We start from the raw sequence: 14,473 nt of genomic DNA on the forward strand, positions 1-14,473 counted from the left end.
AGGATGTGGCCATGCCGGTCACGCGCTACCTCTGGCTCTCCATCGCCGCGGCCATCGCCACCCTGCTGATCAAGCTGGGGGCCTGGCAGCTGACCGACTCGATCGGCTACCTCTCCGATGGGCTGGAGTCCTTCGTCAACCTGGCCGGTGCGCTCTTCGCGCTGGCGATGGTGGTGGTGGCCCGGCAACCGGCCGACGACAACCACCACTATGGCCACAGCAAGACCGAATACTTCTCGGTCGCCTTCGAGGGGTTGCTGATCTGTATCGCGGCGGCGCTGATCATCTGGTCGGCACTGAACCGTTTTCTGCATCCGCAGCCGCTGAGCAATCTCGACTGGGGCACCCTGCTGTCACTGCTGGCGACCGCGATCAACTTCGCGGTGTCGCGACTGCTGTCGCAGGCTTCGCGCAGCCACCACTCTCCGGCGCTCGATGCCGATGCACGCCATCTGATGACCGACGTCTGGACCACCTTCGGTGTCATCGCCGGCGTGGGGCTGGCCGGGCTGACCGAGGCCTGGTGGCTCGATCCGCTGGTGGCGATTGCCGTGGCGATCAACATCCTGCGCGAAGGCAGCAAACTGATGCGTGGTGCCCTCGATGGATTGATGGACCATGCCCTGCCACCGCCGATGCAGGCACGGATCGAGCAGATTCTGCTCGGCTATGCGGCACAGGGCGTCAGATTCGGCAACCTGCGCACCCGTGCCGCCGGCCATCTGCGTTTTGCCCAGGTCGACCTGTTTCTGCCGGGATCGATGACGGTCGCCGAGGCGCACGACCTGGCCGACCAGGTGGAGCAGCATGTGTTCAGCGAGCTGGGCATCACCCTCTCCACCCATGTCGAGCCGGCCGTCTTGGACGATCGGATCGACTGAGATCGGCCGGTGCATCGAACACGGTCCAATTCGTCCTTTCAATTGGTCAGCCGTTTTCATAGAATAGCCGCCTTTTTCCAACCGCGGCCCCGCCGCTCCTTGCCTGACTGCTGCATCATCCGGTGCGTGGCAGGCTGTTCAACCCATAAGGAGCAGAAATGCGTCACTACGAGATTGTCTTTTTGGTTCATCCCGATCAGAGCGAGCAGGTGCCCGCGATGATCGAGCGCTACAAGCGCGCCATCGAAGAGGGCGGTGGTGCCATCCACCGGCTCGAGGATTGGGGTCGCCGTCAACTGGCCTATCCGATCAACAAGATCCACAAGGCCCACTATGTTCTGATGAACATCGAAGTGGGACAGCCGACACTCGAGGAGCTCACCACCAACTTCCGCTACAACGATGCGGTGCTGCGCAACCTGGTGATCCAGCGTGACGAGGCCGTCACCGAAGAGTCGCCGATGATGCGCGGCGAAAAGGAGAACCGCGAGCGCCGCGAGCGCGAGGCCGAAGCCGAAGCGCGCCAGGCCAGCCGCGAAGAGCGCGGTCGTGCGAATGACGAAGAGGAGTAGAGGCGAGCCGTCTCTGCTGGTGATGCCCTGCGGGGCCTTCTGTAGCCATTGTTGAGGAATAGACCATGACCCGCTATTTTCGTCGCAGAAAATTCTGTCGCTTCTCCGCCGAAGGGGTGAAGGAGATCGACTACAAGGACATCGACACCCTGCTGGCGTATGTCTCTGAAACCGGCAAGATCATCCCGAGCCGGATCACTGGCACCAAGGCCAAGTATCAGCGCCAGCTCTCCACCGCCATCAAGCGGGCCCGCTTTCTGGCGCTGATCCCTTATACCGACAACCGCGAGTGAGTGGCACGCGCCAGTCATGAAGGCGCTTGCCGAATTCGCGATGCGGGGGCGTCAACAGGCGGCCCTGGTCGCTGTGGTGGCCACGGCCCTGCCGATGCTGTTCCTGCTGGGAGCCGCCATCGTCGGGCTGCTGTTCCTGCGCCGTGGCTGGAGCGAAGGGGTCACGGTGCTGCCCTGGCCGCTGTTGGTGGCCGGGCTCTGGTGGTGGCTGGGCGACCCGACCGCCTTCATCGTGATGGTGATGGTGGTGGTGCAGGCGCTGCTGCTGCGGGCGCGGGTCTCCTGGCAGCCGGTCTGGATGGCCGGCATCGCGCTGGCCACGCTGGTGATGCTGGCGCTGAATCTCTGGCCGCTGGCCGGCATCGAACAGTTGGTGCAGATGACCAGCCAGATGATGCAGAGTCAGCTTGGTGAGCAGTGGGCGGGCGTGGAGCCGCAGGTGACGGGCTGGCTCAACCGCGTCGTGGTGGCGATGCTGGCTGCCTCCGATCTGCTGTTTGCGCTGCTCTGTCTGATGTTGGCGCGGCATTGGCAGAGTGTGCTGTACCATCCCGGCGGCTTTCGCCAGGAGTTTCATGGTTTCAAGGTCGCACGGCCGTTGGCGCTGCTGCTGCCGTTGACCATGCTGGCGGGAACGGCGCTGTGGCCGCCGGCCGCCCTCTGGCTGCCGCTGCTGGCAGTGCCCTTCATGCTGGCGGCTGTCGGGCTGGTTCATGGCCTGGTGGCGGCACGGAATCTGGGCAAGGGGTGGCTGATCGTCTTTTATCTGACGCTGGTCGTGGCTCTGCCCTATATGGCGCCGCTGTTGGTGTTGGCGGCTTTTTTGGACGTCTGGTTCGATTTTCGTGGGCGTGCCGCCGCGACCTGAAAGGCTTTTCGAGCCATCCGCGGTGCGACAGACCCTGATCAATCTCCTGTAGTGAGGTGAATACGATGGAAGTGATTCTGCTTGAGAGAGTGGGCAACCTGGGCAACTTGGGTGACCGGGTGGCGGTCAAGTCCGGTTATGCACGCAACTTTCTGATTCCGTTCGGCAAGGCGGCTCCGGCCACCGCCAAGAACATTGCCCAGCTCGAAGCGCAGCGGGCCGAGCTTGAGCGCGCAGCCCAGGCACGGCAGGCGGCGGCCGAGGCACGGGCCGCCGCGCTGGCGGACCTGGTGGTCACCCTGGCGGTCAACGCCGGCGACGAAGGCAAGCTGTTCGGCTCGATCGGCACCCGTGACATTGCCGAGGCGATCACGGCGGCGGGTCACCCGGCCGAGAAGAGTGAAGTGCGTCTGCCGAATGGCACCATTCGCGAGCTGGGCGAGCATCAGGTCGTGCTTCAGCTGCACAATGAAGTGGTGGCCGAAATCAAGCTGATGGTGGTTCGCGCCTGACCCGGTCCGCGGCACACATTCGGGTGTGTGCCGCGGAAGCAGTGCGGGCTCAGTCTCGCGGCGATGGTGCGGGATTCATTGCAGGTTGAGACGATGTCGGCAGATTTCGAAACCGCGGCGCTGAAGCTCCCGCCCCACTCGGTCGAGGCCGAGCAGTCGGTGCTGGGGGGCATGATGCTCGACAGCACGGCCTGGGAGCAGGTCGCCGAGCTGTTGAGCGCCGAGGATTTTTACCTCCGCGATCACCGCACCATCTTCGAGGTGATGCAGCGGCTGATCGACAGCGACCAGCCGATCGATGTCGTCACCCTCTCCGAGACCCTCGATCGTCAGGGTCGTCTCACTGAAGTCGGCGGCCTGCCCTATCTGGTCGAGCTGGCCCGCAACACCCCGACCGCCTCGAACATCTTGGCCTATGCCACCATCGTGCATGAGCGCGCCACCCGACGACGGCTGATCGCGGTGGCCGGCGAGATCGCCGCCAGCAGCTTTGATCCGGCTGGGCGCAGCAGCGCCGAGCTGATCGATGAAGCCGAGAGCAAGGTGTTCCAGATTGCCGATTCGCGCAGCAGCGGTGCCGGGCCCACCGGCGTCAATGCGCTGCTGTCGCGCGCACTGGAGCGCATCGACGAGCTTTACAACGCCAAGTCGCCGATCACCGGCCAGAGCACCGGTTTTCACGACCTCGACGAGATGACTTCGGGGCTGCAACCGGCCGACCTGGTGGTGGTGGCGGGCCGGCCATCGATGGGCAAGACCTCGTTTGCGATGAACATGGCCGAGGCGGCGGTGATCACCCGCGAGCAGCCGGTGCTGATCTTCAGCATGGAGATGCCGGGCGAATCGCTGATGATGCGCATGCTCTCGTCGCTCGGGCGCATCGACCAGACCCGGGTGCGCAACGGCCGGCTCGACGACGAAGACTGGCCGCGCCTTACCTCGGCGATCAGCCTGCTGAAAGACAAGCCGCTCTTCATCGACGACAGCCCGGCGCTGTCGCCGGCCGAGGTGCGGGCCCGTACCCGCCGCGTGGTGCGCGAGCATGGCCCGGTCGGGCTGATCGTGATCGACTACCTGCAATTGATGCGGCTGGGTGGGCAGGTCGAGAACCGGGTCAACGAAATCTCCGAAATCTCCCGCTCGCTGAAGGCGCTGGCCAAGGAGATGAACTGCCCGGTCATCGCGCTTTCGCAGCTCAACCGCAGCCTGGAGCAGCGCACCAACAAGCGGCCGATCATGTCCGACCTGCGTGAATCCGGCGCCATCGAGCAGGATGCCGATCTGATCCTGTTCATCTACCGTGATGAGGTCTATCACGAGGATTCCAAGGACAAGGGACGGGCCGAGATCATCATCGCCAAGCAGCGTAACGGCCCGATCGGCACCGTCCATCTGGCCTTCATGGGGCGCTACACCCGGTTCGACGATCTGGCGCCCGCCAGCTATGAAGAGAGCGCCTACAGGTCCTGACCGGCATGGCACGCCCGATCCGCGCCGACATCGACCTTGCCGCCCTGCGCCACAACCTGCAGTGGATCCGCCAGCGCCATCCCCGCCATGAACTGGTGGCGGTGGTCAAGGCCAATGGCTATGGACATGGGCTGGTGCCGACCGCGCAGGCGCTGGCGCAGGCCGATCTGCTGGGGGTGGCGGCGATCGACGAGGCCATGCTGCTGCGGCAGGCCGGTCTTTCACAGCCGATCCTGCTGATGGAGGGCTGCTTTGACGCCAGCGAGCTGGATCTGGCCGAGCAGCAGGGTTTTGAACTGGTCATCCACTCTCACTGGCAGCTCGAACTGCTGGAGGCGATGCCACCCCGGCAGCCGCTGCGGCTGTGGATCAAGATCGACAGCGGCATGCATCGGCTCGGCTTCGCCCCCGGGCAGGTGGCCGGGATCCAGCCGCGGCTGCGGCGCCTTGCCGGCCTGCGGGAGCTGGTCTGGATGAGCCACCTTGCCTGTGCCGATGAGCCGGAACATCCCGCCAATGCCCGCCAACTGGCCTGCTTTGCCCGGGCGATTGCCGGGTTGCCGGGGCGGTGCAGTGTGCGCGCCTCGGCCTCGATTCTCGGCGATGCCGCCCTGCCGATGGCCGACCACTTTCTGCGGCCCGGCCTGATGCTCTATGGGGCATCGCCCTGTGCCGACCGATCGGCGCTGGCGCTGGGTCTGCGCCCGGCGATGACGTTCCGCAGCCGGCTGATCGCCCTGCGCGAGCTGGCCGTCGGTGAGCCGGTGGGCTATGGCGGTCGGTTCGTCACCCGGCGTCCGAGCCGGATCGGTGTCGTCGCCGCCGGTTACGGCGATGGCTATCCGCGCCATGCCAGCCAGGGCACCCCGCTGCTGATCCGTGGCCAGCGCGTGCCGCTGGTGGGTCGGGTGTCGATGGACATGGTCACGGTCGATCTGACCGATCTGCCCGCCGCGGCGATTGGTGACGAGGTGATTCTCTGGGGCGAAGGATTGCCGGTGGATGAGGTGGCCGCCGCCGCCGGCACCATCGCCTATCAACTGCTCTGCAATGTCACCGGCAGGGTGCCTTACCGCTACCGGTGAGAGGGAGGGAGCATGGCCAAACCGACCCACAGATTCTTTTGCGCCGACTGCGGCGCCGAGTACAGCAAGTGGCAGGGGCAGTGCGATGGCTGCCGCAGCTGGAACCGCATCAGTGAAGTGGCGCAGAGCCGTCTGACCGGTGGCTATGCCGGCGCCGCCGGCGGCACGGCCGAACTGGTGACGCTGGATCAGATCAGTGTGAGCGAAGCGGTGCGGATCGGCACCGGCATCGGCGAACTCGACCGGGTGCTGGGTGGCGGTCTGGTGCCCGGTTCGGCCATCGTGCTGGGTGGCCATCCCGGCGCCGGAAAGAGCACGCTGGTGCTGCAGGCGTTGGGCAATCTGGCACGGCAGCACCCAGTGCTCTATGTCACCGGCGAGGAGTCGCTGCAGCAGGTGGCGATGCGGGCGCAGCGGCTCGGCGTGGCCGGCGATCAGCTCAAGCTGCTGGCCGAGACCCGGGTCGAGGCGGTGATCGACTGCTGCCTGCGTCACCGGCCGCGGGTGCTGGTGATCGACTCCATCCAGGTGATGCAGCTGGCCGAGTTGCAGTCGGCGCCGGGCAGCGTCGGGCAGGTGCGCGAGAGCGCTGCGCGGCTGACCCGCTTCGCCAAGGAGAGTGACACCATCCTGCTGCTGGTGGGCCATGTTACCAAGGAGGGCCACCTGGCCGGGCCCAAGGTGCTGGAGCACATGATCGACTGCTCGCTGATGCTCGAAGGTTCGAGCGACAGCCGTTTTCGCATTCTGCGCGGACAGAAGAACCGCTTTGGTGCCGTCAACGAGCTGGGCGTCTTCGCGATGGTCGAGCATGGACTGCGCGAGGTGAAGAACCCCTCCGCGATCTTTCTCTCCGGCCGCCGCGAACCGGCTGCCGGCACCCTGGTGACCGCCCTGTGGGAGGGCACCCGGCCCTTGCTGGTCGAATTGCAGGCACTGGTCGACCAGAACCACCATGGCCAGCCGCGCCGACTGGCGGTCGGCACCGACCTGAACCGTCTGGCGCTGCTGCTGGCGATTCTGCACCGCCATGGCGGGCTGTTCCTCGGTGATCAGGATGTCTTCGTCAATGTCGTCGGTGGTGTCAAGGTCGATGAGACCAGCGCCGATCTGGCGCTGGTGCTGGCGCTGGTGTCGAGCTTTCGCAACCGGCCGCTGCCGCAGGATCTGCTGGTTTTCGGCGAAGTGGGGCTGGCCGGGGAGATTCGTCCGGTGCCCAGTGGCATCGAACGGCTGCAGGAGGCGGCCAAGCACGGCTTCACCCGCGCCATCGTGCCGAGTGCCAACGCACCCCGGCAGCCGATCGCCGGCATGACGGTGACCGCGGTCGAGCGGGTGGCCGATGCCCTGGAGAGCTTCTGAAAAGCAGTGCTGCCAGGGCGGCGCTACAGATGCTGATCGATGCGGTGCGCCTTGAGTCCCCAGGCAAAAAGCGAGGAGACCTTGCGGCTGGTCCGGCGAAAGCGGCCGATCAGGGCCTCGATCAGCGCCTTCATCACCGGGTAGCCCAGCTCGGGGTGGCGGTCCATGAAGCGCAGCAGGATTTCACTGTCGATCTCGGTCAGCTCGGCAGTCGTGAGGGTGACGACCGAGGCGGCATGGGGCGCGCCATCGAACATCGCCAGTTCACCGATCAGCTCGCCGGGACCGACATCGGCCACACCCGGCTGAATCTGTCGGGCACCCTCCAGCAGCACTCCATTCAGAATCCGCAGCTGGCCGCTGTCGACCAGATAAAGCTTGCCACACTGCGTGCCCTCCTGGATCACCGTCTGGTTGGCTGCACAGCGCAGTGGATGCGCGCAGCCGAGCCGGCTTAGTTCGGGGTGGCGCAGCAGTGCGCGGATGGCCTGGGTTGCCGAACTGCCAGTCGCCGCATCAACGGGTTCCATACACCACCATCGTCTTGCCGCGCGCAGTGACCAGACCCTGCTGCTCCAGATCCTTGAGCACACGTCCTACCATCTCCCGCGAGCAGCCCACCATGCGGCCGATCTCCTGCCGGGTGACCTTGATCTGCATGCCATCAGGATGCGACATCGCATCCGGCTGCTTGCACAGGTCGAGCAGCGTGCGCGCCACGCGCCCGGTCACATCGAGAAAGGTCAGGTTGCTCGCCTTGCGGGTGGTGGCGCGCAGCCGATTGGCCAGTTGCGTGGCGAGGGTGTGCAGCATGGCTGGATGCTGTTCGATCAGTTGCTGGAACTTGCCGTAGCTGATTTCGGCGACCTCGCATTCAGTGCGGGCCCGAACCATCGCCGAACGCGCTGGTTCGGTGGTGAAGAGGCCGATCTCGCCGAAAAAGTCACCACCGTTGAGATAACAGACCACCATCTCCTTGCCCTCCTGCTCTTCGAGTGCGACAGTCACCGAGCCTTTGCAGAGATAGTAGAGCGTATTGCAGGGGTCGCCTTGCTTGATGATGGTGGCGTTTTTCGTGTAACGACGACGGTGACACTGGGCGAGAAACTGATCCAGCCCCGGAATGGCTGGCTGGAGTCGACTGCTGATGCCGAGCGCTCTGGGGGAGTTTCGCTGTAGTTCGCTCATGGTTCGATCTGGCCACGATGGGGATGACGCAACTGGAAGGATTGCAGGTTGATTGCTTGAAAGTATGGTTGACAGAGTCGATTTCCGCCAACGAGCCAGCATGGATCTCGACCTCGGATTTCGCTGGCGAACGGGCGGGAGTCCGCAGGATTTGAAATGCGATGAAAATGCAATAGAATGACCCCCCTTTTAAGGTCAAGGCCAGCAAAGCAGACGCTGTTGGGCAGTGCGGTGCCCGCGGTTGCGGTTGGTTGGGCTCAATAAACTCTCCAGGGCATCCTCCAGGAAGCGATATCGACAATGGTAAAGATTCGACTTGCACGAAGCGGCGCCAAGAAGCGTCCCTTTTATCACCTGACCGTGACCGACAGTCGCAACAAGCGCGATGGCCGCTTCTGTGAGCGGGTGGGTTTCTTCAACCCGGTGGCGCGTGGGCAGGAGGTCAAGCTCAAGGTTGAACTGGAGAGGATCGACTACTGGCTGTCACAGGGCGCCCAGCCGACCGACCGTGCCAGGAAGCTGATCCAGCAGGCACGGCAGCAGTAAGCCGATCCAGAGTCTTCGCGCGGGTGAAGGCCGATGAATGGGTGGTGCTCGGCAAGGTCAGCACCGCATTCGGTATCAAGGGGTGGGTCAAGATTCACTCCTACACCGAACCGCCGGAAAACCTTCTGCATTACCCCCAGTTGTGGCGGGTGACCGCGCAGGGCCGGCAGAAGATCGATCTGGTCGAGGCCAAGGTGCAGGGGCGTGGCCTGATCGGTCGATTCGCCGATTGCGACGACCGTGATCAGGCGCTGGGTTATGCGGGGGATGAGTTGGCGGTGCCGGCAACGGCCCTGCCAGAGCTGGAAGCCGGAGACTACTACTGGCACCAGCTTGAAGGGATGCGGGTGATCAACCGGCAAGGCGAACTGCTGGGTTGGGTCGATCGACTGTTCGAGACCGGTGCCAACGATGTGGTCGTGGTCCGTCCCGGTGAAGGCAGCATCGATGAGCGGGAGCGATTGATCCCCTACCTCCCCGAGCGTGTCGTCATCCGGGTGGATCTGGAGCAGGCCGAACTGCATGTCGACTGGCCTGCCGATTTTTGAGAGTTGAACAGGCGGTTCAAGAGCAATGTGGTTTGGCGTGGTGACGCTCTTTCCGGAACTGCTGCAACCGGTGCTGACCCTCGGCGTGACCGGCCGGGCCATTGTCCAGGGGCTGTTGCAGGTGGAGTGCTGGAATCCACGGCAGTTCACCAGCGATCTGCACCAGACGGTCGATGACCGGCCCTATGGCGGTGGACCTGGCATGGTGATGAAGGTGGCGCCGCTGCAGGCCGCGATCGGCGCCGCACGTGCCGTGGCACCGAAGCCACCGAGCGTGGTCTATCTTTCGCCGCAGGGGCGCAGGATCGACCAGAGCATGCTGGAGCGCTGTGCAGGGATGGAGGCGGTGCTGCTGCTTGCTGGCCGCTATGAAGGTGTCGATGAGCGGTTGATCGACCTCGAGGTCGATGAAGAGTGGTCGTTGGGTGACTTTGTGCTGAGCGGTGGGGAAATCGCCGCGATGGCGCTGATCGACGGTGTGGCCCGGCTGTTGCCGGGTGCGTTGGGGCATGCGCAGTCTGCACGCTGTGACTCATTCAGCACCGGCCTGCTGGACCATCCGCACTATACCCGTCCGGAGTGTCATCAGGGCGCTGCGGCACCCCAGGTGTTGTTGAGCGGTGACCATGGAGCGATCGAGCGCTGGCGACGGCAACAGGCATTGGTGCGAAGCTGGCTACGCCGGCCGGAGCTGTTGAAAGAGTGCAGGCTCAGCCTGGCGGAACTGGAATTTCTGGAACGATTTGCCGCGGCGAAACAGTCTGGCCGCGAACCCACTGGTACGGGCGTCAGCCCACTTTGAGGATGAACAGCGATGAGCAACAAGAACGCATTGATCACCCAGATCGAAGCCGAACAGATGCAGAGAGTCCTGCCGGCGTTTGCGCCGGGCGACACCGTCGTGGTGCAGGTCAGGGTGCTGGAGAGTGGCAAGGACTCTTCGACCGCCAAAAAGGGCAAAACCGCCGCCAAGGCGCCCAAAAAGGATTCGAGCAAGGTCGATGCGGCCCGCGAGCGCTTTCAGGCCTTTGAAGGGGTGGTGATCGCCAAGCACAACCGGGGCCTGAACTCCTCTTTCGTGGTGCGCAAAATCTCCCATGGCGTGGCGGTCGAGCGGACCTTTCAGAGCTACAGCCCGATGCTCGGCGAGATCGAAGTGAAGCGTCGCGGCGATGTCCGCAAGGCCAAGCTGTACTACCTGCGTGACCGCTCGGGCAAATCGGCCCGTATCCGCGAGAAGGTCTGATCCTGTTCGCTGCCTGACTTCTCCTGTCAGGCGCAGCCAAGCGGTACTGGTTTTTGTTCCGTGTGCCCTGGCCGAGTGCCGGGGCTTTTTTTTGTAATGGAGTCCTGACTGATCGACCAACGGATCGGTCTGAAGGGCTGATCGAATTTTGTGTCTTGTCCTGTTACAGTTTTCAAGCAGGCGGGCGCTCACGGAATATAGGCTGAGTCCTTCGCTCTTCGTGGTTGAACGTGCAGGGCGGCACACAGGCTGGCGGGTTCTCTCGCCCTGACACCATTCAAGAAATCCTGGTCATTTCCATGGCGATGGTCGAGATCGATCGAGTCTGGTCGAATTTCTGCATTTTGCTGCTGTTGTGTGGCCAACTCGGACTCCTGTCCATTCAGTTCGGACAGGCACGGCGACTTCAGCCATTCGATCTTTTTCTGGAAAAACTGGCGGCACTCGTGCTGCCTTTGCTGCTCTCATGGGGTGTCTTGCTGCTGTGGATGCCTGATCGGCTGCTCGAGCATCCACTCGATCCGTTGCGCTGTGCCACGCTCGTCACGCTGGTGGTGGCTGTGCTGCGTCATCGACTCGAACTGCGGGGATTGACACTGATTGCCGCGACGATCGCCGGGTTGATCCACCCGCTGACGACCCTGGGGTTCGCTGGCCGAGGAGACTGGCTGAGCGGGTGGGCTCCGCTCGATCTGACCGGGGCGGGCATGCTCTACACGCTGGGGGGTTGGTTGATTCTGGCGGCTCTGTGGGCGTTCGATCTGCGCAAGGAGGCGGGACATCGCCTCGCGCCAGTCACCGCCGACCGGCTGCCCGCCATGGCCGCCGGAGGTCTACTGCTGGCGGCAGGCTGCATTGGATTGAACATCAGCGCCGGGAGTGCACAGATCAGTCAGTTGATCGACACCGTCAACAACAGCCTGCTGGCTGGCGTGGTGGGCACATTGGTGGCTGCCCTCTCGGTGCCACAGCGTCGCCAACAGATCCGCTGGATGATTTCAATGCAGGGTGGCCTGGCAGGCATGATCTCGGTCAGCGGCAGCGGTCATCGGCTGGTCCCGCTCGAAGCACTCTTTCTGGGCGGATTTGCCGCCGCCACCATGCTGATGATCAACCACTGGCTGCGTCGATCGCGGTTGGACGATCCGCTGTGCAGTGTGGCAGTGCTGCTGGGGGGCGGTACGGTGGGTCTGATCACTGCGGGTCTGCCCGGAGTGCCTTCTTCGCCATGGACCGACCGCGAATTCTGGCTTCAGATCACCCTGCAACTGTTTGGTGTCACTGTGATTGCCCTGGTGGGAGCAGGACTCTCCTGGCTGCTGTTTTCACAATTTCGGCGCTGGCGGTTGGTGGAGATGAAACAGCCCGATGTCACCGTGGAGGTCAGCCCGCGGATGGAGCGGCTGCTGGCCGAGGTCGATCAGCACGGTCGGCAGGGATATCCGGATCGACGCCTGAAGGTCGAAGAAGGTGACGAGGTTGGACTGCTGGCCGGAAAATACAACGAGGTGATGGAGCGCCTGGAGAGCTCCATGGATTTTGCACGGCTGTTGGTGCGGGATCTTCAGGAAGGTCTGATCACCTGTTCGACCGCAGGTCAGGTGTTGCAGATGAATCCGGCGGCCGAACGGCTGTTCGCCATGGCGGCGGCCGATGTGCAGGGGGCTTCGATCCTGAATTTTCTGGCTTTTGACCAGAGCGGCGTGGACAAACGGGTGCTGCTGCACGACGGCTTTCGGCAGGATCTGACCCTGCTGCGGGGCGATGGCGACCGGACGCGGGTGCTGGTCAGCGTGACCGAATCCAGAAGAGGGCAGCATGGCCGTTTCCTGACCGTGCTGATGCAGGATGTGCAGACACAGTGGCAGGTCAGGGAGCAGTTACAGCAGGAGAGCAATTTCGCCCAGTTGGTGCTGGAGTCGATCATCGACAGCATGATCACCCTCAACCTGCACGGCCGGGTGACCTATCTGAACCAGGCGGCCGGACGCCTGCTCGGCTGGTCGGCAGGCGATGCGACGGGGTTGCCGCTGGCGCGGCTGATCTCCTCGGCGGAAGACCAGGCGGGCCGCCACATTGCCGATCTGGCCGAGTATGTGCTGCGGTTGGTGGCGCAGCAGAGCCGTGGCGAGGTGCTGGTGCTGTGCAACCGCTATGGTGATGAGTTCCACCTTGGCTGCTCCCTGGCACCGATTCTCAACCGTGCCGATGAACAGGTCGGGGTGGTGGTGCTGCTGCACGACGTGACCCAGGACCGGCAGTTCGCGCAGTTGCTGAGCTATCAGGCCACCCATGACACCCTGACCGGTCTCTACAACCGCCATGCCTTCGAGGCGGAACTGAGCTCGCTGCTCGAAGAGAGCGTCGCCACCCGTCCGCGGCATGTGCTCTGTCTGGGTGATCTCGACCAATTCAAGGTGATCAATGACAGTTGCGGTCATGTGGCCGGCGATGAACTGCTGCGCCAGCTCACCAGCCTGATGCGCTCCAAGGTGCGTGAACGTGACATGCTGGCGCGGGTGGGTGGCGACGAGTTCGGGCTGCTGCTGCAGAATTGCGAGATCGAACGCGCCGAGAAGGTGGTGGCGGATCTGATCGCGACCGTGGCCGACTACCGCTTCGTCTGGCACGCCAACACCTACGCGGTGGGCATCAGCTTTGGCATCACCCCGATCGATCCGGCGCATGGCGATACGATCCAGATCATGAACAATGCCGACGCGGCCTGCTTTGCCGCCAAGGATGCCGGCCGCAACCGCTTTCACCGCTATGAGCCGAGCGATGAGGAGCTGAGCCGGCGAATGGGTGAAATGAGCTGGGTCAGCCGCATCCAGCAGGCGCTCGACGCCGACCAGTTCGAGCTCTACTGCCAGGAGATCCGGCCGCTCTCCGACGACCTCAAGCCGCACTATGAAGTGCTGGTACGGCTGCGCACCGAGGATGGAAAACTGGTGGGACCGGGTGCCTTCGTGCCGGCGGCGGAGCGCTACGGGCTGATTCAGCGCATCGACCGCTGGGTGGTGAGCAAGGTGCTGGAGTGGCTGAAGCGTGAAGAGGCGCGGCTCGGCGACATCCGCCTTGCGGTCAACCTCTCCGGCTTTTCGGTGGGTGACGAGACCTTCCACGCCGCACTGCTGGCACAGATCAGCCAGGTCGAGGTGGCCCGGCAGCGCATCTGCTTCGAGATCACCGAGACCGCGGCCATCACCAGCTTCAACCATGCGGTTGAATTTCTGAATCGATTCAAGGCATTGGGATTTCGTTTCGCGCTCGATGACTTCGGCAGCGGCGTCTCATCCTTTGCCTACCTGCATCGGCTGCCGATCGATCTGGTCAAGATCGATGGCATCTTCGTCCGCGAACTGCTGGCGGACGAGATGAAGCAGTCGATCGTCACCGCCATCGTGCAGATCTCTGCCCAGGCCGGTCTGCTGACCATTGCCGAATTCGTCGAGGATGACGCCACATTGGCATGGCTGAGAGCGGCTGGCGTCAACTATGCCCAAGGGAATGGCGTGAGCATGCCATTCCCACTTGACGAACTGCTGGCCTGACCGGTTGATCTGCAGACGGTTCAGCCGCCGGCGGCCTTGACCTTGAAGCCAGCCTCGCCAAGCAGGCCCAGCAGCAGTTCGAGGTGGTCACCCTGAATCTCGATGACGCCATCCTTCAGGGTGCCACCGCTGCCGCAGCGCTGCTTCAGTTGCTGCGCCAGCGCCTTCAGTCCGGTTTCATCCAGCGGAACCCCCTGCACGACGGTGACCGTTTTGCCACCGCGTCCCTTGCGTTCACGCCGAACCCGCACCACGCCGTCTCTGCTGGGCGCGGCGGGCGCCTGGGGTTTCTGCTCGCGGATGCGCCCGCTCTGCGTGGAGTAGACCGGGCGTGAGTTGCGCTCCATG

Annotated in this window: 17 protein-coding genes; 13 read left to right on the plus strand and 4 right to left on the minus strand. The window is 63.8% G+C overall.

Going from position 1 to position 14,473, the window contains the following annotated elements; translation table 11 throughout:
- Positions 1 to 11: 11 nt before the first annotated feature.
- From H7A13_00820 to radA, 8 genes are all read left to right on the plus strand, one after another.
- On the plus strand, positions 12 to 881 hold the full coding sequence (locus H7A13_00820; GenBank protein ID MCP5331894.1) for a cation transporter: 870 nt from the start codon (positions 12 to 14) through the stop codon (positions 879 to 881).
- Between the two features lie 158 nt (positions 882 to 1,039).
- The gene (rpsF, locus tag H7A13_00825; protein MCP5331895.1) at positions 1,040 to 1,453 is read left to right on the plus strand and encodes a 30S ribosomal protein S6; all 414 of its coding nucleotides are present in this window, start codon (positions 1,040 to 1,042) and stop codon (positions 1,451 to 1,453) included.
- Positions 1,454 to 1,518: 65 nt separating this feature from the next.
- Positions 1,519 to 1,746: a 30S ribosomal protein S18 gene (locus H7A13_00830; protein ID MCP5331896.1), complete on the plus strand. Its 228-nt coding sequence runs from the start codon at positions 1,519 to 1,521 to the stop codon at positions 1,744 to 1,746.
- 16 nt (positions 1,747 to 1,762) lie between these two features.
- Positions 1,763 to 2,614, plus strand: a complete 852-nt coding sequence (locus tag H7A13_00835) for a hypothetical protein (protein MCP5331897.1) — start codon at positions 1,763 to 1,765, stop codon at positions 2,612 to 2,614.
- Between the two features lie 65 nt (positions 2,615 to 2,679).
- On the plus strand, positions 2,680 to 3,126 hold the full coding sequence (rplI, locus tag H7A13_00840; GenBank protein MCP5331898.1) for a 50S ribosomal protein L9: 447 nt from the start codon (positions 2,680 to 2,682) through the stop codon (positions 3,124 to 3,126).
- 93 nt (positions 3,127 to 3,219) lie between these two features.
- A complete protein-coding gene (gene dnaB, locus H7A13_00845; GenBank protein MCP5331899.1) occupies positions 3,220 to 4,596 on the plus strand; it encodes a replicative DNA helicase in 1,377 nt (458 codons plus the stop codon).
- 5 nt (positions 4,597 to 4,601) lie between these two features.
- The gene (gene alr, locus H7A13_00850) at positions 4,602 to 5,681 is read left to right on the plus strand and encodes an alanine racemase (protein ID MCP5331900.1); all 1,080 of its coding nucleotides are present in this window, start codon (positions 4,602 to 4,604) and stop codon (positions 5,679 to 5,681) included.
- Positions 5,682 to 5,693: 12 nt separating this feature from the next.
- Positions 5,694 to 7,043 (plus strand): DNA repair protein RadA, encoded by a 1,350-nt coding sequence (gene radA / locus H7A13_00855; GenBank protein MCP5331901.1) that lies wholly within the window; start codon positions 5,694 to 5,696, stop codon positions 7,041 to 7,043.
- 23 nt (positions 7,044 to 7,066) lie between these two features.
- Here the strand turns inward: radA and H7A13_00860 are convergent, their stop codons facing one another.
- Positions 7,067 to 7,573 carry a cyclic nucleotide-binding domain-containing protein gene (locus tag H7A13_00860; GenBank protein MCP5331902.1) on the minus strand — a complete coding sequence of 169 codons (507 nt, stop codon included), beginning with the start codon at positions 7,571 to 7,573 and terminating at the stop codon, positions 7,067 to 7,069.
- On the minus strand, positions 7,560 to 8,231 hold the full coding sequence (gene crp, locus H7A13_00865; protein ID MCP5331903.1) for a cAMP-activated global transcriptional regulator CRP: 672 nt from the start codon (positions 8,229 to 8,231) through the stop codon (positions 7,560 to 7,562). Before crp ends, H7A13_00860 begins: the two co-directional genes overlap by 14 nt.
- A 300-nt stretch (positions 8,232 to 8,531) precedes the next feature.
- Here crp and rpsP point away from each other — a divergent pair, with 300 nt between their 5' ends.
- The 4 genes from rpsP to rplS are packed head-to-tail and all read left to right on the plus strand — an operon-like array spanning position 8,532 to position 10,571.
- Positions 8,532 to 8,777, plus strand: a complete 246-nt coding sequence (gene rpsP / locus H7A13_00870) for a 30S ribosomal protein S16 (GenBank protein ID MCP5331904.1) — start codon at positions 8,532 to 8,534, stop codon at positions 8,775 to 8,777.
- Positions 8,778 to 8,800: 23 nt separating this feature from the next.
- A complete protein-coding gene (rimM, locus tag H7A13_00875; protein MCP5331905.1) occupies positions 8,801 to 9,325 on the plus strand; it encodes a ribosome maturation factor RimM in 525 nt (174 codons plus the stop codon).
- A gap of 25 nt (positions 9,326 to 9,350) precedes the next feature.
- Positions 9,351 to 10,127 (plus strand): tRNA (guanosine(37)-N1)-methyltransferase TrmD, encoded by a 777-nt coding sequence (gene trmD / locus H7A13_00880; GenBank protein MCP5331906.1) that lies wholly within the window; start codon positions 9,351 to 9,353, stop codon positions 10,125 to 10,127.
- A 12-nt stretch (positions 10,128 to 10,139) separates the two neighbouring features.
- Positions 10,140 to 10,571 (plus strand): 50S ribosomal protein L19, encoded by a 432-nt coding sequence (rplS, locus tag H7A13_00885; GenBank protein MCP5331907.1) that lies wholly within the window; start codon positions 10,140 to 10,142, stop codon positions 10,569 to 10,571.
- Between the two features lie 188 nt (positions 10,572 to 10,759).
- Here the strand turns inward: rplS and H7A13_00890 are convergent, their stop codons facing one another.
- Positions 10,760 to 10,936, minus strand: a complete 177-nt coding sequence (locus H7A13_00890; GenBank protein MCP5331908.1) for a hypothetical protein — start codon at positions 10,934 to 10,936, stop codon at positions 10,760 to 10,762.
- An 81-nt stretch (positions 10,937 to 11,017) separates the two neighbouring features.
- Between H7A13_00890 and H7A13_00895 the strand changes: the two genes are divergently transcribed.
- Positions 11,018 to 14,125 carry an EAL domain-containing protein gene (locus tag H7A13_00895; GenBank protein MCP5331909.1) on the plus strand — a complete coding sequence of 1,036 codons (3,108 nt, stop codon included), beginning with the start codon at positions 11,018 to 11,020 and terminating at the stop codon, positions 14,123 to 14,125.
- 20 nt (positions 14,126 to 14,145) lie between these two features.
- Here H7A13_00895 and yciH read toward each other — a convergent pair whose 3' ends face one another.
- Positions 14,146 to 14,472 (minus strand): stress response translation initiation inhibitor YciH, encoded by a 327-nt coding sequence (gene yciH / locus H7A13_00900; GenBank protein MCP5331910.1) that lies wholly within the window; start codon positions 14,470 to 14,472, stop codon positions 14,146 to 14,148.
- Position 14,473: the final 1 nt, after the last annotated feature.

The organism is Pseudomonadales bacterium, from assembly GCA_024234215.1.
In the GTDB taxonomy this organism is placed as follows: domain Bacteria; phylum Pseudomonadota; class Gammaproteobacteria; order Pseudomonadales; family UBA5862; genus JACKOQ01.